Consider the following 17951-nt stretch of genomic DNA (forward strand, 5'->3'; position numbering starts at 1 on the left):
GGACTTCGTCGGCCCGGCATGGCGCGGACCGTCGGACGATCTAAGGTCTCGGGAGGGAATCCGCCTCCGAGCGCCCCGAACTCTACCCTGACGTAACGGTAGAGATGGGTCCGGGGGCGGAGCGGGAACACGAAGAGAACGAGGACGGGCAGCGCGTGGGCAGCGAGCACCTACAGATCGGCGAGGTCGCCGCGCGTACCGAACTGTCGCTGCGCACGATCCGGCATTACGAGGAGACCGGGCTGGTCATCCCCTCCGCCCGCTCCCAGGGCGGCTTCCGCCTCTACACCGAGGCCGATGTCGCCCGGCTGATGGTCATCCGGCGCATGAAGCCGCTCGGGTTCAGCCTCGACCAGATGCGCGAGCTGCTCGACGCCACCGACCGCCTCGACTCCGCGGAGGAGCTGACGGCCGGTGACCGCGAGGCGCTGCTGGAACGCGTACGCGAGTACGAACAGGCCGCCGCCGAGCAGGTCGCCAGGCTCCGGGTCCAGCTGGCGCGGGCCGAGGAGTTCGCCGGGGCGCTGCGCGGGCGCCTGACGTCCCCGCCCGCCGCCGACGGGCCGGCCTCCGGCTGAGCACGGGCTTCCGGCCAGGGCTTCTCGTCGGCTGTTCCCGTCGGTTCTTCTCGCCGGGGCGCGCGGAAGGGCCCGTGCCGGCAGATCCGGTACGGGCCCTTTCCTCGGTGCGGGGTGTGTCCGGCGCGCGGACCCGGTGTTCAGTGCGCCGAGGTTCCCTGCGGCTGGGTGGAGATGCCCAGAGCCGTCGCGTACTGCGACAGGACGAGCTTGCCGATCGCCGGGTACGCGCCGAGCGGGTCGGCGGCGGCGCAGTCGGCCTCCTTGAGCGCGGCGTCGAGCAGCCCCTCGGGCAGCTCGGGCCCGACCAGGTACGGCGCGAGCGCGAGCTGCGTCGAACCGGCCTCGCGCAGCTGCTCGGCGATGGCGGAGACCGATCCGTCCTCGTCGAGCGCGGCGGCCATCACCGGTACGGCGAGCCGCGCGGCCAGCAGCATTCCGGTGATCCCGGCGGTCTGGACCGACTCCGTGCCGCCCACCGTGCCCAGGATGATCCCGTCGGCCGCCGTGGCGACCGTGAACAGCCTGGCACGGTCGGCGCGGGCCAGCCCGGCCTCCGAAAGGCGTACGTGCAGACCCTCGGCCAGCAGCGGGTGCGGACCGAGGACGTCGGTCACCTCCGCGGCCGTGCCACTGTCCGCGACAGCCTCGCCTATCCGCGTGATCATCCCACTGTCCGGACCCGCGAGCAGCGGTACGACGACGGCGGCCGGACCCTGTGGCTCGGACACCTCGCGGCCCGCGGCCTTCGCCAGCTCGTAACGGTCGTTGCGCAGCGCCGCCGTACCGGCCAGCACGTCGCGCAGCGCGGGGAACTCGGCCCCTTCGCCGTCCAGATAGCCGATGGCCGCGTCGAGCCCCGGCAGTTCGGAGCGGGCGATGCTGATGACTTCCTCGGCCAGGCCGCGCACGGCCGCCGAAGGGGTGCCGGGAACGGCGAGAACAAGCGCGGGCGCACCTTCGGGGGCCGCCACCGGTTCGGGTCGGCGGTGGCGCCCCGACTGGCGGGGTCGCGGCATTCGTACAGGCAGGCCGGATGCGGGCCCAGTGGGGGTGCTCATGGCGTCGAATGCTACTGGTTTTGTGGGCGCGGCTGTTCGGGGAGGGGCAGGTCGCGAACCATCTGTCCTTATATATCCGTTAGGTATTTTTCCCCTCATCTGTCCTGTTCTGTCGGTGCGTTGAGCAGCCGTGCGTCACGGGGCAGCCGCAGCCGGTCCCCGGCGAGCGCCCTTGCGAGGAGCAGCGCGCCACCGAGCGGACCGGTCGCGGCGGGCACGGTCCTGGCATGCGGGAGCTGCTCCGCCAGCTCGCCGCGCAGCGGTGCGAGCAGTGGCTCGCCGAGCTTGAACAGCCCTCCGGTAAGGGCGACTTCGCAGTCACCGGACGCCGGGCAGACCGCGGCGGCGGCCTCCGCGATCCGGCGCGCGGCCACCGTGAGGATCTCCGCGGCGACCGGGTCATCGGCCGCGCAGCGGGCCACCTCGGGGGCGAAGGAGGCGAGCACGGCGGGCCGGTCGGTCCGTGGGTAGAGCAGCCCCGGCAGCTCGGCGGCCGGCCCGAAAACCGCTTCCATCCTGGACAGCAGTACGGGTGAACCACCGCGCCGTCCGTCGTGCGCGCGCAGCGCCGCTTCGAGTCCGGCCCGGCCGATCCAGGCGCCGCCGCCGTGGTCCCCGAGCAGATGGCCCCAGCCGTCCGCCCGCCGCCAGCCCGCCAGGTCCGTACCGAGCGCGATCATGCCCGTGCCGGCCGCGACGACCGCTCCGGGCCGCTGCCCGAGCGCTCCCGCGTACGCGGTGACCGCGTCGGCGGCGAGCACGAGGCGCCGTACCCCGAGATGGCGTTCCAGCGCGCCGGGCAACTCCGCGCGGAGCCCGTCCCCGAGCGTGGCCATCCCGGCCGCGCCGATCGCGACCGCCGCCAGGGTGCCCGCCGACGGGGCGTCCGCCCGTGCCAGCAGGGTGGCCGTCGCGGTGAGCAGCCGGTCGAGCAGTGGGCCCGGATCGATACCGGACGGGCCGGTGCGCAGGGGTTCGGCGGAACCGGTGGTGAGGACGGAGCCGGGGTCGTCGCCGCCCACGGCCGGGGCGAGGGCGAACCGCAGCCCCGAGCCGCCCGAGTCCACGCCCAGGACCCACGCGCTCATCCCGTTGTCCTCATGGTGCAGGGGCCGTCGCGCCCGGCCCTGTCCCGCTCACGGCAGCTGCCAGTCCACGGGCCGGGCGCCCTGGCCGGTCAGCAGTTCGTTGGCCCGGCTGAACGGGCGCGAGCCGAAGAAGCCGCGGTCCGCGGACATGGGGGAGGGGTGGGCCGACTCGATCGCCGGGTAGTCGCCGAGCAGTGGACGGCAGTTGCGCGCGTCCCGCCCCCACAGGATGGACACCAGCGGCGTTCCCCGGGCGACCAGGGCGCGGATGGCCTGCTCGGTCACCTCTTCCCAGCCCTTGCCCCGGTGCGCGGCGGGCTTGCGGGGCGCGGTGGTCAGCGCGCGGTTCAGCAGCAGGACCCCCTGACGCGTCCAGGGCGTCAGATCGCCGTTGGAGGGGCGGGGATGGCCCAGGTCGGCGTGCATCTCCCGGAAGATGTTGTCCAGGCTGCCCGGCACCGGCCGCACCTCCGGCGCCACCGAGAAACTCAGCCCCACCGCGTGGCCGGGGGTCGGGTAGGGGTCCTGGCCGACTATCAGGACCCGGACCTCCTCGAAGGGCTGCTGGAAGGCGCGCAGCACATTCGCCCCGGCGGGCAGATAGGTGCGGCCCGCCGCGACCTCCGCGCGCAGGAAGTCGCCCATCGCGGCGATGCGTCCGGCGACGGGGCCCAACGCCTGGGCCCAGCCCGGCTCAACCACTTCACTCAACGGTCTCGCTGTCACGGGACATCACTCTACTTACATACGAACCACGGGCCCAACGGACCGGCGCACCCCGGCCGTCGGCCCGTACGTCCCGACGGGGTCCGAACGGGAGAGCTACGCCTCCAGCCGGCGCAGCCGCTCCGCGTCGGGCGTCCGGGGGCAGGTGACACACGCCTCGGCCGCGCGAACGGTGTAGTAGAGACAGCAGCCCATACGGGTGCGGGTCGGATACCGCCGCCCGTCGTCGCCGGTGAGCCTGCGGAAGTCCGCGCCGCCGGGGAACGGCCCCCGGGCCGAGGGCAGGACCGCGGTGGCCGCGCGGACCGCCGCCTCCTCCTGGCCCAGGACGCGGCCGACGTACCAGATCCCGGAGACGAGGTCGTCGGCGACCATGCCCCACAGCGCGCGCGGTCCGCGCCGGAGCTGCGGGCCGAGCGCGGCCAGCAGGGGGCCCATGTGGTCGGCGACCGCGGAGCGCAACTCCGTGCGCAGCGCATCCGGGTGGGGGAGCGGGACCGCGCCGGGGAGCGCGGCGGCCGGGTCGTCGGCCAGACAGGCGAAACCGGTGCCGGGGGTGAGTCGGTACGTACCCGACGCGAGGTCCAGCCGGATGTCCTCGGGCCGGATGCGCGGCACCCGCGCTTCCAGGTACCAGACGCCGCTCATCAGCAGGCTCAGCGACCACACGTAGTCGTGGAGCGCGCGGGTGGCGGCGACGTCCCGGCGCGGGACGCTCCCGTGGCGGTCCCGGAGGCGGTCCGCCTCCGCCGTGACGAAGGCGTCGAGGGCGTACGGGTTTTCGGTCAGTTCGTCCCCGCGCACGCCGGTCCTGTCCCGGTGCGCGCCGGGGGGCGTGACCACGACGGTCAGCGCCTCGCACGCCTCGGTCAGCCGCCGGTAGGTGGCCGTGAGGAGCTCCGGCGCACCGGTCTGCGGGGTCTCCAGGGCCACGGTCATCGGTACCTCCTGTGCAGGGGGGTGGCGTTGAGCAAGCGAAAGGTAAGGCTTACCTTATTCGAGATAACGCCAGGTAGGTGCGGGGGCTGGTTATTGATGGCCGAGAGTTACCCATGTCACAGCGAGGGCGTAGATTGTTGATAGCTAAAGCATGCCTAACCTAAGCTCACCATTCGTGACTGCGACCGAACGGGCCGTACCCAGGGGTATGTCCTTCCGTGCCCTCGGGCACATCCCCCTTGGTCGCCTCCCTGTATGCAGAGGCGGGCCGGCGCACCACCGCGCACCCGGCGCCGGGATGGACCGCCCCCGGCCGGCGCCACGACAGACCACGCCTCACCCGCACGAGCACAAGAGAGATGAACCCGCTCATGTCGATACGAACCATTCCGCGCGCGACCGGTCGGCCCGCCGCCGGGCCGCTCGCCGTCCTCCTCGTTCCCGGTGTCTTCGAGGCTCCCGGCCGGACCGGGGTGTCCGGCGGCGAAGTCCGGGCCGCGGAGCGGGTTCTTGCCGATGTGGTCACGGCCGGCGGCGCGGAACCCCCGAAGAGATAGCGCCTCCCGCTCCTCCGGAGCCGGGCCGCCACCCGGTGCTCCGTCCCGCACCCCCATTCTCCGAGCGGAAGCTTTCCCACTCATGCGCCTGTATCTGCTTGCCCTCAACCCCACCGACTCCGTCACCGAGGGGTTTCTGCCCGCCGCCGCCCGGCTCGGTCTGGACATCACCGTTCTGACCGACCATCCGGACGCCCACCGGAACGTCTACCCCGGGATCGAGATCCTGGAGTGCGACGTACGCGATTTCCACGCCGTCATCACCCGGATCGCGACCCACCACACACCGGACGCCGTCTTCACCAACAGCGACCACCTCCAGACCCAGGCGGCCCTGGCCGCCCACTACTTCGGGCTCCCCGCCAAGGACTGGCGGGCCACCCTGCGCACCAAGAACAAGGCGGAGACCCGCCGCAGGCTCGCCGCCGCCGGGGTGGACACCGTGTGGTCCGCCGAGCTGACCGAACCGGCCGCCCTTGACGCGCCGTACCCCTGTGTGGTGAAGCCCCGCGAGGGTGTGGCCAGCGAGGACGTGGTCCTGGTCGACGGCCCCGAGGAGTTGGTGGCGCGCTGCGAGGAGATCCTGGCCCGCCGCCCCGGCGTCGCCCTGGTCGTCGAGGAGTATCTGCCGGGCGAGCTGTACACCCTGGAGACCCTCGGCGACGGCCGCATCCGCCATGTCCTGGGCGGCTTCCACACCGAGCTGTCACCGCCGCCGTACTTCATCGAGGAACGTCTCACCTTCGTGCCGGAGCACCCGGCGTCGGTCGTCGGCCAGATCCTGGACCAACTCGACGCGCTCGGAGTGGGGTTCGGTGCCTGTCACACCGAATTCGTGGTGCACGAGGGCCGGGCGAGGATCATCGAGGTCAACTACCGCGCCATCGGCGACCAGTGTGATCTGCTGCTGGCGCGGCTGCTGGGGATCCCGCTCTTCGAGCACATCCTCCGTACGCATCTGGGCGAGCCGCTCCCCGCGGAGCTGGGCATCCGCCAGGGCGGCGCCGCCCTGCTGGAGTACCCCTGCGCGGAGCGGGCCGGCACCCTGGTCGCCGCCCCGGACGCCACCGAACTCTCCATAGCCGGTGTGGAACTGACGTACCGTCCGCTCAGGGAGACCGGCGAGCGGCACGATCTGTACCGCACCAACCGCGATTATCTCGGAGTGCTCAGGGCCATCGGCCCGGATCGGCACAGTGTGGACAAGGCGGTCGAGGAGTTCCTGGCCGCGCAGAGCTGGGAGATCCAGCCGTGACCGCCCCCGTCGCCACCACCACCGACCCGGCCGAGGCCGAACTGCTGACCCGCGTCCTCGGCACACTGCTCCGCGAGGACGTCGTCGGACTGCGCTCCCGGAGCACCCTCGTCCACCGGCCGGACGGCCGCTGGCTGCGGCTGGCCGCCGGCGAGGCGGACGCCCTGCTGCTGCCGGTCACCGAGGACGGCTTCCAGGGCCAGTACGCGGCCCGGCTCCCCCTGCTGCTGCGGGAGCCGGACGGCCGCGAACTGACCTCGTACGCCACCGTCCTCGCCGCACTGCGCGCACAGGCCGAACCCGCCGACCGCGACGGTTTCGACGCCTTCGCCGAGGAGTGCCGCCAGACCCTGGCCACCGTACGGCTGCACACCGCCACCCGGGAGGAGTGCGCCGAGCGGCTGACCTCGCGTCACGGCACCGACCCGGCCCACTGGACCGGCCTCGCCGGCGGCCTGGGCCATGACACCCTCGCCGCCCGCCTCGACCACCCCGTGTACCCGACCGCACGCGGTCGCACCGGGCTCACCGAGGACCAACTGCGGTCGTACGCACCCGAGTTCCACCCGCGCTTCGCGCTGCGCTGGCTCGCCGTGCCCCGGGAGGCGCTCACCCTCGCGGGCGGCGCTCTCCCCCTGCCCACCCCGGCCGAGGTCGGCCTCCCCGCCCTCGACCGCACCCACGCGCTCCTGCCCGTCCACCCGCTGACCCTCGGCGCCGCCCTGGACGGCGCCCTGCGCGAAACCGGCCTGGCGGGCCGCGCGGTACTCGCCGACGCCCCCCTCCTCGACGCCGTACCGACCCTGTCGATGCGTACCGTCGCCCTGGCCGACGACCCGTCCCTGCACCTCAAACTGCCGCTGGCCACCGCCACCCTGGGCCTGCGCAACCGGCGCACCATCAAGCCCGGCACACTCGTCGACGGCGCGGCGGGCCAGCGGCTGCTGGAGACGGTGATCGCCCGCGAGCCACGCTTCCGGGACACCGTCCTGCACGCCGACGAGACGGGATACGCGCACGCCGGGCACGAACTGCTCGCCACGCTCTGCCGCCGCTACCCGGCCGGACTGGAGGACGCGGTCGTCCTCCCGATGGCCGCCCTGCTCGCCGAGGCCCCCGGCAGAGGGCTGGTCGTCGACCGGCTCGCCGACCGCTTCCACGGCGGCGACCCGATCGCCCTGCTGGACGCCTGTCTGACCCTGCTGTTCGACTGGCAGACCACACTCTTCGGGTACGGCATCGCCCTGGAGTCCCACCAGCAGAACATCTCCCTGGTCCTGGACCGGCGGGCCGACGGCACCACCCGGCTGCGGCTGCTCCTCAAGGACAACGACGGCCCGCGCGTCAACATCCACCGGCTGCGGGAACGGCTCGGCGGTGACACCCCCGACCCCGGCGACTTCGACGACGCCCGGATCTTCGGCCCGGACGACACGGCTCCGGCCGACCTCTTCACCACGATCACCGTCCATCTCTGCGCGGGCTCCTACGCGTTCGGGCTCGCCCGGCACGGGCGCGCCCCGCTTCCCGTACTGCTCCGGCTGGTACGCGACCGCCTCGACGAGGCCCTGGAGCGGCTCGGCGGCGAACCGGCGGCCGTGCTCCGCGCCCGGGTGCTGGACGCTCCGGAGCTGCCGGTCAAGGCGATGGTCACCGCCGGAACACTGCTCACCAAGCAGCGGTCCGGCGCGGCCGACATCAACAAGCACTACACCACCGGCCCCAACTACCTTCGAAACGGCGCCTGGAGCGGCTTCTCGACCGTGGGGGAGCGGGCATGAGCGCCGGCGTTCTCCCCGCCCAACGCCCCGCCTTCGGGCGCAGCCATGTGCACGCGGTGGCCGGCTGCTACTTCGTGGCGTCCTTCGCCGCGCTGGGGCTGCCGCCCTATCTGACCCAGATTCTCCCGGAGTTCGGCCCCGGGGCCGCCCGCTGGGCCGGGCTGCTGTACGTCGTCCCCACGGTGTTCGGCGCGCTCGGCGCCCCGCTGTGGGGGCGGCTCGCCGACCGGTTCGGCCGCAAACGGCTCCTGCTGCGGGCCCAGTTGGGGCTGGCCCTGGCCTTCCTGCTGGCGGGGTGGGCCGACTCGCTCGCCACCTTCACGGCGGCCCTGGTCCTCCAGGGCATCCTCGGCGGCACCTTCGCCGCGTCCAACGGCTACCTCGGCGCCGCCCTGGACGGGCCGAGCCTGTCCAGAGCGCTCACCCTGATGCAGGGCAGCGCCCGCGCGGCCCTGGTCGTGGCCCCGATCGTGGTCGGCTCGCTCTCCTCCTGGCTGTCGCCGCACCGCCAGTACGCCCTGCTGGCCGTACTCCCGCTCACCGCCGCCCTGTTGCTCGCCGCGCTCCCCGAACCGGGCGACGGGCGGTCGGCGGCGGGCGCGGAACCGGCCCGCTCACCGGAGGGCCCGGACCCCGCCGGGGCCCCGGCGGTCACGGCGGCCACGTCGGCTCCGGCGGCCAAGACCGTAGGGCCCCGGGTGTCCCTGCGTACCCTCTACGCCCTCGAGTTCGCCTTCGTCTTCTCCACCGTCATCTCCTTCCCCTATCTGATCTCGCTCGTCGAGGACCGGGTCCCGCACGCGTCCCCGACCCTGTCGGGACTGCTCTTCGCCCTGCCCCACCTGTGCTACCTGGTGGCCGCCCTGGCCGTGCACCGCGCGTTCCAGGACCGGCCCAGGGCCGGGATCACCCTGGGCTTCCTCCTGATCGCCCTCGGCCTGGCCGGGCACGGGGTGGCCGACTCGCTGACCACCCTGATCGCCGTACGACTGGTGCTCGGCGCCGGAATGACCCTGGGCCTGGTGTGTCTGTCGGTGCTGGCCGCCGACTGCGCCGAGGGCCGCGCACCCGGTGGGCTCTTCGGCTCGCTGGAGTTCTTCTCCAAGGCCGGCGCCGTCGCCGCCGGCGTGGCCGCGGCCGCGGGCAGTGCCCGTTTCGGCCAGGCCGCACCCGTACTGGTCGGCGGCGCCGCGGCGCTGCTCACCGTATGCGCGACCACCTTCCTCTCTCTTCGCACGCGCTGGAGCCGCTGATGTCCCCGTCGGCCGATTCGCTCGGTACCACGACCAGCCCCCTGCCCACCACGCTGCCCAGCAGCGGGGAGGCGGTGGCCCACACACTCCTCAACTGCCTGCTGCGCGAAGTGTCGGGCCCCGAACGCCAGACCGCGGTCACCGGCGGCCGGCTGCTGCTGCGGCTGCCCCGCCGCGACGTACTGCTGCGGATCGGTCTGCGCCGCACCTCCCTGCTCGGCGCGCACCGGTTCACCGGGCCCGTCGGCGAACAGCGCGACGGCGGCTGGACGGAGATCGGCTGGCGCAGGCTGGCCGAGTACGTCCACGACGAGCTGTCCCTGCGTACCGGCGTGCGCAACGAGGAGTTCCTGGAGCAGATCGACTCCAGCCACGGCGCCGTCGCCTCGGTGCTCGCCGCCCGCCCCGCCCCGGCTGCCCTGCTGACCGGGGACCGGCTCGCGGACTACCTCCTGTCCGAGCAGTCGCTGGTCCTCGGCCACCGCTTCCACCCCACCCCCAAGGCCCGTACGGGGGACGCGGAATCCTGGTCGGCGTACGCGCCGGAGACCGGGGCGTCCTTCGCGCTGCGGCAGCTCGCCGTACGCGAGGACCTGATCGCGCAGGAGTGTGCCGCGCCCGGCGCGGCCGACCCGCTGGACCGCCCGCACCCGGGCGTCCCGGACGGTTACCGGCTGCTGCCCGCCCACCCCTGGCAGTACGAGATGCTGCGCGACCACCCGGTCCTGCGCGCCGCCCTGGACCGGGGCGATGTCCTCGACCTCGGCAGCGGCGGAGAGCCCTTCGCCGCCACCGCGTCCGTCCGCACGCTCTACGACGGCGAGACGTTCCTCAAGTTCAGCCTGAACGTCCGCATCACCAACTGCCTCCGCAAGAACTCCAGTTACGAACTTTCCGGTGCGGTCGCCCTCACCCGGGTGCTGGCACCCGCCCTGGAGGACCTGGCCCACCGCTTCCCGGGCAGTGCCGTGCTCCGCGAACCCGCCTACCGGTCGCTCGCCCTGCCCGGTCCCGACGGCACCCCCGACCGCGAACTCCTCGAAGGGTTCGGTGTCATCGTCCGGGAGGGCCTGCCCCAGCGGCTCCTGCCCGGCACCACACCACTGCTCGCGGCCGCCGTCGCCGACGAGTACCCGACGAGCCCCGCGCATATCTCCCGGCTGCTGGCCGGAACGGGCCCCGAGGCCGCCGCCGACTGGTGGGCCGCCTATCTGCGGCTGCTCGTCCCGCCGGTGCTGGCCGCCTACTTCGACCACGGACTGGTCCTGGAACCACACCTGCAGAACGTGCTGATCTGTGTCGACGGCGACGGTATGCCCGCCCAGGTCCTCTTCCGCGACCTGGAGGGCACCAAGCTCGTCCCCGAACACCACGCCGACACACTCGCCGCGCTGCCGCCCGAGGTCGCGGGACCGATGACCTACGACGCACAGCGCGGCTGGGACCGCGTCCTGTACTGCCTGCTGGTCAATCACGTCGCCGAACTGCTCGCCGCCCTCGCCGATCTGCACCCGCACACCGAGGGCGCGCTGTGGGCACAGGTCCGCGCCACCCTGCGGAGCCACGCCGACCGGTACGGCTGCCCGCCGCGTCTGGCCGCGCTGCTCGCCGGGGTACCCCTGCCCGCCAAGACGAACCTGCTCACCCGCTGGGAGCGCAAGGCCGACCGGGAGGCCGGATACGTACGCCTGCCCTCCCCGCTCGCCGAGGACATCCTGCACCACGCCACCTGGAGCGCCCCGTGACCACCCCCGCACCGACCCCCACACCGGCGGTACGCGACCGCGTACTGTCCCTGCCCTCCGGTGAACTGCCCGCGTACGTCTACGACATGGCGGCCCTGCGCGCCCACGCGGCGGCCGTGCGGGCCGCCCTGCCGGAGCGGGTCGAGCTGTACTACGCGGCCAAGGCCAACCCGGAACCGGAGATCCTGGCCGCGCTCGGCCCGTACGTCGACGGGTACGAGGTCTCGTCGGGCGGCGAACTCACCCATGTCGCCAAGGCGGTCCCGGAACACCCGCTGGCGTTCGGCGGCCCCGGCAAGACACCGGCGGAGATCACCACCGCGCTGGAACACGGTGTGGCGCGCTTCCACATCGAGAGCGAGCACGAACTGCGCGTGCTGGCCGAGCTGGCCCGGCACGTCGTCCCCGGCACCCGGATCGCGGTCCTGCCGCGCTTCAACCTCCCGGTGGCCGACGACGCGCTGGCCGCGAGCGCGCTCGCGATGGGTGGCCGCCCGACCCCCTTCGGCCTCGATCCGTCCCGGGCCGACACGGTGTTCGGGCTGCTCACCGACGGTACGTACCCCCAGCTCGAACTCCGTGGCCTGCACGCCCATCTGGGCAGCGGCCTGGAGGCCCCCGCGCAGCTGGCACTCGCCGAATCGATCGTGGCCTGGGCGACACGGCTGGCCGCACACCACGGGGTGCGCCTGGCCGAGGTGAACATCGGGGGCGGGATGACGGTCGACTACGCCCGCCCGGAGTCCCGCTTCGACTGGACCGGGTACGGCGAGGGGCTGGCCCGGCTCACTGAGGCGTACCCCGGCCCGGTCCTGCGCATCGAACCGGGCCGCGCGCTCACCGCGTACTGCGGCTGGTACGCGACCGAGGTACTGGACGTGAAGGAGAGCCACGGCGAGGAGTTCGCCGTGGTCCGGGGCGGCACACACCATCTGCGCACCCCGGCGACCAAGGGCCACGACCAGCCCTGCGCGGTCCTGCCGGTGGCAGCCTGGCCCCACCCCTGGCCCCGGCCGACGGCCCAGGGCGAACAGGTCACACTCGCCGGGCAGTTGTGCACCCCGAAGGACGTCCTGGCCCGGCGGGTCCCGGCGCCGGGACTCCGGGCGGGCGACCGCGTCGCGTTCGCGCTCGCGGGCGCCTACGCGTGGAACATCTCGCACCACGAGTTCCTGATGCACCCGAGGCCGGGGTTCCACTTCCTGGACACCGGGACGGCTCCGGAGCCCGGCACGCGACAGCGGTAGCGGTAGCGGCAGGGGTAGAGGCAGGGGATGGGGCCGGGGACGAGGCCCCATCCCCTGCCGCTTGGCCGGTCGGGGACGCTGGATATTCTCGCGAGATGGCGGAGCACAGGTTCACCCCCGGAGACGTCATCGTCCGCCGGGAGATGCTGGACGAACGCGAATGGATGGTCTACCCGGTCCGTGTCGTCGCGCACGACGACACGGCGCTCGCCGTGTACGCGGCCCAGGGCACACCCCTGACCTTCGGCACCGGGGAGTTCGCCCGGGGACCGCATCCAGGACGCGGATCGGTTCGACCTGGCAGTCGGAAGGGGTTCTCCAACTCCAGCGCCCCGGTGAGGGATACGCGGTCTGGTCCCGGCTGCGGGATGGTCGTTTCGGCGGCTGGTACGTCAACTTCCAGCGTCCGATGCGGTGTACGGAGCGGGGCTTCGACACCCTCGACCAGGAGTTGGACCTGCTGATCCCGGACGCCGACGGATCGCCGGAGGCGCCGTACCGGTGGAAGGACGAGGACGAGTTCGAACACCGCGTCTCCACCGGGGGGTTCGCCCCCGGCGAGGCCGAGTCGGTGCGGGCCGCGGCGGCCCAGGTGGCCGGGCTGGTGGAGCGGGGCGAGGGCTGGTGGGACGCGTGGCGTGACTGGAGGGCGCCGCACGACTGGGCCGTACCGCCGAGGGTGCCGCTCTCCGGCCGGCCGGAGAGCTGAGCGATGGCGAGGGGGGAGCCCCGGGCCTGCCCGGGGCATCCGGGCGCTGGGTCTCCGGGCCCCGGCGCTGTCGTGGCCGTACTGCGGGCGGCCGCGCGCGGGGGGCTCGCTCGGATGGCGGACCGGTGCGATGAGCCGACAGGGTGCCGTACGGGATGGCGCGTGCGCGCCATGACATGAAGGACGGATTGCCTGATTAAGTTGTGAATGTGTCGGAACATACAGTGATTTCCGCCCAGGAACCCCACGAGCGGGAACCCCATGACCGCGACGTGTGCGACTGGCCTCTCTGGGAGGTGCAGGGACACGGCACCGTCACCGGAGCCGGTGACTCCCGCGACGGCACGGGGCGGTGCGAGGTCCTGCCGCCCTGGGTCGATGTCCGGCTGACCTTCGAGGACGGCGCCCGGATCGATGTGCTGGCGGTCGTACGGGACGGCCGTATCGCCATCGAGGACGCACAGGCCGATCCACCACTGGCCCTGGAGGGCTTCGCCGCCCTCGCCGAGGCGATCGGGGCGCCGCTCCAGAACGCCTGCCAGGTCGTCGCGGACCGGCACCGGCCGCCCGTACCGGAACCGCCCGCGGCGCAGCCGCCCCCCGAGTCCGAGTCCGAGTCCGAGGCCGCCGGGCCCCCGCCCGTACCGGAACCTCCTGCCGTGGAAGCTTCCGTACCGGAAATCGGTCCCGTACCGGAAATCGGTCCCGCGTCGGTCGAGGAACCCGCCGAACCGGAAGCCGAGCCAGTCGCGGAACCCGCGGCCGAACCCACCGGCCGGCGGCGCGCCCGGCCCTCCCTTCCCCGGGGCGCCGCCGCCCGGCGGCGGGTCGCGGAGCTCTACCGCGCGGCCCAGCGTGAGGGCCGTGACCCCGTGCTCGCGGTGATGTCGGCCACCGGGTTCAGCCGCCGCAAGGCGCTGCGGCTGATCGCGGGCGCCCGCGACGAAGGGCATCTGACCCCACGTCACCACCGGCGCTGACCGGGGCGGGCCGACCGGAACGGGCCGGGACCGCGCCGGCTCACATCGAGCGCATCCGGTTGATCTCGACGGACTGCTGGGCGATGACGTCCTTGGCCATCTCGCCGATCTGGATGTTCCGGCCGTCGGAGAGCGCGTCGGTGGCCATGGTCACCGCCCCCTGGTGGTGCACGACCATCAGCTTGAGGAACAGTTCGTCGAAGGCCGGGCCCTTCGCCGCCCGCAACTGGGCCAGCTGGGCCTCGGTGGCCATTCCGGGCATGGCCCCGTGGCCGTGGTGCTCCTGATCCGGCTTCTGCCGCGTGCCGCCGTTGTTCTCCAGCCAGCCTTCCATCGCGCCGATCTCGGGCTTCTGCGCGGCGGCGATCCGCGCCGCCAGCCGCTTCACCGCGTCGGATTCCGCGCGGTCCTGGACCAGACCGGTCATCACCAGGGCCTGCCCGTGATGGGTGATCATCAGTCGCGCGTAGGTGAAATCCGCCGCGTTGGGGGTGTTGTCGGGTACGGCCTTCCGTGCTTCCTCGGCCGAGAGTGTCCGGGCGGGCTCGCCCGGCTTGCCGGGTGCCACCACCACACCGGTCGCCCGGTCGGCCGGGGACTTCGCCCCGGCGCCCTCGTCGTCCCCCGAGTCGCAGGCCCCCAGGGCGAGTACGGCGACGGCCGCCGCCACCGCGACGGCGGACCGGCGGATACGCGGACTCCTGCGACGGACCAACACGGTGACCTCCTGTGGCAGATGGGAGTGGTGGAACACGTTCCTAGCACGCTTCCGTATGCGAATGATCGAAAACTTTCATTACGTGTTTGTTGCCATCTATTGATATGTACATGGGAAGGACGATACTGCCGAGGTCCGTGACCCGTTCGAGCCGAACGGATACCGAGGGAGGACGTAGTGAGTTCGTTGCACACCACCCGCGTGCGGCGCAGACGTCTGGGCGTGGCGGCAGCCGCGGCCGGGCTCTTCGCCACTCTGCTGGTCGCCGGACCGGCGGCCGCGACACCCGATCCCGGCGACAGCCCGGTCCAGGAGAAGATCTCCAGTGGCCTGGCCGCCGAAGTGAAGGCCGCCATCAACAGCGGTGACATACCCGGGGTGGACGAGGTGGTCCACAGCCCGAACATCGAGCATCTCGCCAATGTCCCCAAGGACCTCATCACGGGGACCAACTCGGACCTGGCCTTCCAGGGCAAGTACGCCTTCTCGGGCAACTACGACGGCTTCCGGATCTTCGACATCAGCAACCCGAAGGCCCCGAAGACGGTCGCGCAGGTGCTCTGTCCCGGATCGCAGAACGACATCTCCGTCTCCGGGAACCTGCTCTTCCTCTCCACCGACTCCTCGCGCAGCGACAACTCCTGCAACAGCGTCGCGCAGTCCGCGACGATCAAGGAGTCGTGGGAGGGCATGAAGATCTTCGACATCAGCGACAAGCGCAACCCCCAGTACGTCGCCGCCGTCGAGACCGCGTGCGGATCGCACACCCACACGCTGGTACCGAAGGCCAAGGACGTCTACGTCTACGTCTCCTCGTACTCACCCAGCACGTCCTTCCCGGACTGCCAGCCGCCGCACGACGGCATCTCCATCATCAAGGTGCCGCGCAAGGCACCCGAGAAGGCCGCACTGGTGAAGTTCGAGGTGCTGTTCCCGGAGGGCGGCAACCCGGGCGCGCCCACCAATCCCGGTGTCGCCGTGACCACGGGCTGCCACGACATCACCGTGCTGCCCTCCAAGGACCTGGCCGCCGGTGCCTGCATGGGTGACGGCATCCTGTTCGACATCAAGGACCCCGAGCGCCCGCGGGTGATCGACCAGGTCCAGGACAACGTCAACTTCGCCTTCTGGCACTCGGCCACCTTCAACCAGAAGGCCGACAAGGTCGTCTTCACCGACGAGCTGGGCGGCGGTGGCGCGGCCACCTGCAACGAGGCGACCGGACCGAACCGGGGCGCCGACGGCATCTACGACATCGTCGGCAAGGGCGACCAGCGCGAGCTGGTCTTCCGCAGCTACTACAAGATCCCCCGCCACCAGGCGGACACCGAGAACTGCGTCGCCCACAACGGCTCGCTGATCCCGGTCAAGGGCCGCGACATCATGGTCCAGTCCTGGTACCAGGGCGGTGTCTCCGTATGGGACTTCACCGACTCCTCGAAGCCCAAGGAGATCGCCTACTTCGAGCGCGGTCCGATCTCGGCCACCTCCCTGGTGGGCGGCGGCACCTGGTCGTCGTACTACTACAACGGTCACATCTACTCGAACGACATGGTCAAGGGCTTCGACGTGCTGAAGCTCGACGACCGGCTGACCAACCCGGCGAAGCGGGTGCGGATGCATGAGCTGAACGCGCAGACGCAGCCGGACTACTTCGCGGACTTCCGCCACTGAGGAACACCGCTCCGACCGTTCCGCCGGGCGGTCTCCCGCCCGGCGGAACGTGCGCTTCCACCACGGGTTTCCGGCCGGCACGGCTTCGCGCCGCCGGCACGGGTCAGGTCAGTGGACCCGCGCCCGCCAGCGAGATGACGGGCCGCAGCCCGGTGGGGCGCTCCTCCACCGGCAGATGGTCCACGAAGTGGACCGCGCAGCCCAGCTCCGCCGCCCCGCCGTCGGCGCGCCGGTCGTCCCCCACCATCAGCACATCGTGCGGATCCTGGCCGAGGGCCTCGCAGGCGACCCGGAAGAGCCGCGCGTCGGGTTTCTGGATGCGGTGTTCGTACGAGAGGACGTACGCGTCCACGAAGGCGTCCAGGCCATGGGCGCGGAAGACGGGCCGCAGGTCCCAGCCGATATTGCTGACCACCGCGATGCCGACGCCCGCCCGCCGCAGCGTGGAGAGAACTTCGGCGGCGTCGGGGTAGGGCCGCCAGGCGGCCGGTGTCATATGGCGGTCGTAGAGGGCGTCGTACAGTCCGGGAGCGGGCAGCTCCACCTGGCGGGCGAGCCCGGTGTACGCGGCGCGGTGCAGCTCGGCGCTCTCGTCCCGGGTGGCCCACGCCTCGGCCAGCTCCGGTGGTACCCGCTCGGGCACCGAGCCGCCGGGCAGCGCGCCCGCCACCGCCAGCGTCATCGCGTACCGCCGCACTTCGTCGGGGGGTACGGCGATCCCCGCCTCGTCGAGCACGGAACGCAGCCAGGAGCCCGCGGACTCGATACGGAAGAGGGTCCCGGAGAAGTCGAAAAGCACAGCCTTGAACGTCATGGGTCCGATCCTCGTCGGGTCACCGCCTCCGCGACAAGGCCGGATGGTCGTACGACGCGACCGCGAGCGCGACCAGACAGCCGCCGAGGAGCCAGCCGCCCAGCACGTCCGAGCCCCAGTGCACCCCCAGCCACAGCCGGGTGAACCCCACCCCGGCCACCGATACGGCGGCGATCACCACGGCCGTACGCCACACCCGGGGGCCCACGCCCCGGCGCCGCAGCAGCCACAGGAGCAGCCCGCAGGTCACCGTGGCCGTCATCGCGTGCCCGGACGGATACGCGGCGAAGTGGGCGGAGTCGACCGGGTCGGGCCACTGCGGGCGCTCCCGCCCCACGGCCCACTTCAGCCCCTGCGATACGGCGGCGCCCAGCACGCTCGTCGCGGTCACCCACAGGGCGAGCCGCCGTTCGTTCCGCAGCCAGAGCAGCACCACGGCCACCGCCGTCAGCAGCCGCATCGTCCAGGGGTCCCAGAACCAGTCGGTGAGGATCCGGTTGGTCCGGGTGAGGGCGGGCTCCGCCACCGCCCGGCGGTGCAGCGCGTCGGCGACCTCGCGGTCGAAGGAGAGCAGCGGTCCCCAGCGGGCCGCGACGCATACGGTGACCACCGCCGCCAGCACCGCGAGAACGGCGGCGACCAGCAGGGCGGTACGGCCCGGCGGGCGGGGCGGGGCCGGTGGGGACGGGGGAGTCGACGGGGGGCGCATACGGCGATCCTCGCGGACGGGGGATCCCGCGGGCCAACCGGGTGCGTTCTCGGGCCGGCCGGGCCGGGCTCGGTGCCGGCCCAGCACGCTCCGTGCCGACCTGCGCACACCGTGCCG

The 17951-nt window shown here is 72.7% G+C and carries 17 protein-coding genes; 10 read left to right on the top strand and 7 right to left on the bottom strand.

The features are described from left to right. Window positions 1-155 precede the first annotated feature (155 nt). Window positions 156-578: a MerR family transcriptional regulator gene (locus ACIP8W_RS10955; protein ID WP_401947759.1), complete on the top strand. Its 423-nt coding sequence runs from the start codon at window positions 156-158 to the stop codon at window positions 576-578. A 140-nt stretch (window positions 579-718) separates the two neighbouring features. On the opposite strand, the gene ACIP8W_RS10960 is transcribed toward ACIP8W_RS10955, so the two are convergent. From ACIP8W_RS10960 to ACIP8W_RS10975, 4 genes are all read right to left on the bottom strand, one after another. Next, a complete protein-coding gene (locus tag ACIP8W_RS10960) occupies window positions 719-1639 on the bottom strand; it encodes a sirohydrochlorin chelatase (protein ID WP_401947762.1) in 921 nt (306 codons plus the stop codon). 95 nt (window positions 1640-1734) lie between these two features. Then, window positions 1735-2727, bottom strand: coding sequence for a BadF/BadG/BcrA/BcrD ATPase family protein (locus ACIP8W_RS10965; RefSeq protein ID WP_401947764.1), 993 nt, complete (start codon window positions 2725-2727; stop codon window positions 1735-1737). A 48-nt stretch (window positions 2728-2775) separates the two neighbouring features. Next, window positions 2776-3453 carry a uracil-DNA glycosylase gene (locus ACIP8W_RS10970; protein WP_401947767.1) on the bottom strand — a complete coding sequence of 226 codons (678 nt, stop codon included), beginning with the start codon at window positions 3451-3453 and terminating at the stop codon, window positions 2776-2778. 96 nt (window positions 3454-3549) lie between these two features. Further along, a complete protein-coding gene (locus tag ACIP8W_RS10975) occupies window positions 3550-4392 on the bottom strand; it encodes a (2Fe-2S)-binding protein (RefSeq protein ID WP_401947769.1) in 843 nt (280 codons plus the stop codon). Between the two features lie 371 nt (window positions 4393-4763). Here ACIP8W_RS10975 and ACIP8W_RS10980 point away from each other — a divergent pair, with 371 nt between their 5' ends. The 8 genes from ACIP8W_RS10980 to ACIP8W_RS11015 all read left to right on the top strand — a co-directional run bounded on the left by ACIP8W_RS10980 (window position 4764) and on the right by ACIP8W_RS11015 (window position 13919). Beyond that, window positions 4764-4949: a hypothetical protein gene (locus ACIP8W_RS10980; protein WP_402202700.1), complete on the top strand. Its 186-nt coding sequence runs from the start codon at window positions 4764-4766 to the stop codon at window positions 4947-4949. Between the two features lie 82 nt (window positions 4950-5031). Continuing rightward, complete coding sequence (locus ACIP8W_RS10985; protein ID WP_401947775.1) at window positions 5032-6204, top strand: acetyl-CoA carboxylase biotin carboxylase subunit family protein; 1173 nt, start codon at window positions 5032-5034, stop codon at window positions 6202-6204. Continuing rightward, window positions 6201-7985, top strand: a complete 1785-nt coding sequence (locus ACIP8W_RS10990; protein WP_401947777.1) for an IucA/IucC family protein — start codon at window positions 6201-6203, stop codon at window positions 7983-7985. Before ACIP8W_RS10985 ends, ACIP8W_RS10990 begins: the two co-directional genes overlap by 4 nt. Then, window positions 7982-9238, top strand: coding sequence for an MFS transporter (locus ACIP8W_RS10995; RefSeq protein ID WP_402202702.1), 1257 nt, complete (start codon window positions 7982-7984; stop codon window positions 9236-9238). Before ACIP8W_RS10990 ends, ACIP8W_RS10995 begins: the two co-directional genes overlap by 4 nt. Continuing rightward, the gene (locus ACIP8W_RS11000; RefSeq protein WP_402202704.1) at window positions 9238-10983 is read left to right on the top strand and encodes an IucA/IucC family protein; all 1746 of its coding nucleotides are present in this window, start codon (window positions 9238-9240) and stop codon (window positions 10981-10983) included. The genes ACIP8W_RS10995 and ACIP8W_RS11000 overlap by 1 nt, the downstream gene beginning before the upstream one ends. Next, window positions 10980-12230 carry a type III PLP-dependent enzyme gene (locus ACIP8W_RS11005; RefSeq protein WP_401947785.1) on the top strand — a complete coding sequence of 417 codons (1251 nt, stop codon included), beginning with the start codon at window positions 10980-10982 and terminating at the stop codon, window positions 12228-12230. The genes ACIP8W_RS11000 and ACIP8W_RS11005 overlap by 4 nt, the downstream gene beginning before the upstream one ends. Window positions 12231-12390: 160 nt before the next feature. Continuing rightward, window positions 12391-12939: a DUF402 domain-containing protein gene (locus ACIP8W_RS11010; protein WP_402202706.1), complete on the top strand. Its 549-nt coding sequence runs from the start codon at window positions 12391-12393 to the stop codon at window positions 12937-12939. Between the two features lie 209 nt (window positions 12940-13148). Further along, window positions 13149-13919 (top strand): DUF6214 family protein, encoded by a 771-nt coding sequence (locus ACIP8W_RS11015; RefSeq protein WP_402202708.1) that lies wholly within the window; start codon window positions 13149-13151, stop codon window positions 13917-13919. A gap of 40 nt (window positions 13920-13959) precedes the next feature. Here ACIP8W_RS11015 and ACIP8W_RS11020 read toward each other — a convergent pair whose 3' ends face one another. Beyond that, complete coding sequence (locus ACIP8W_RS11020) at window positions 13960-14637, bottom strand: DUF305 domain-containing protein (protein WP_402202710.1); 678 nt, start codon at window positions 14635-14637, stop codon at window positions 13960-13962. A 177-nt stretch (window positions 14638-14814) separates the two neighbouring features. On the opposite strand from ACIP8W_RS11020, the gene ACIP8W_RS11025 reads away from it, so the two are divergent. Beyond that, a complete protein-coding gene (locus ACIP8W_RS11025) occupies window positions 14815-16311 on the top strand; it encodes an LVIVD repeat-containing protein (protein WP_402202712.1) in 1497 nt (498 codons plus the stop codon). A 103-nt stretch (window positions 16312-16414) separates the two neighbouring features. Here ACIP8W_RS11025 and ACIP8W_RS11030 read toward each other — a convergent pair whose 3' ends face one another. Together ACIP8W_RS11030 and ACIP8W_RS11035 are read right to left on the bottom strand one after the other, a co-directional pair. Then, window positions 16415-17125: an HAD family hydrolase gene (locus tag ACIP8W_RS11030; RefSeq protein WP_402154605.1), complete on the bottom strand. Its 711-nt coding sequence runs from the start codon at window positions 17123-17125 to the stop codon at window positions 16415-16417. A 19-nt stretch (window positions 17126-17144) separates the two neighbouring features. Continuing rightward, window positions 17145-17834 carry a phosphatase PAP2 family protein gene (locus ACIP8W_RS11035; protein WP_401947800.1) on the bottom strand — a complete coding sequence of 230 codons (690 nt, stop codon included), beginning with the start codon at window positions 17832-17834 and terminating at the stop codon, window positions 17145-17147. Window positions 17835-17951 lie beyond the last annotated feature (117 nt).

The sequence above is a fragment of the Streptomyces sp. NPDC088554 genome (genome assembly GCF_044752945.1).
In the GTDB taxonomy this organism is placed as follows: Bacteria; Actinomycetota; Actinomycetes; order Streptomycetales; family Streptomycetaceae; genus Streptomyces.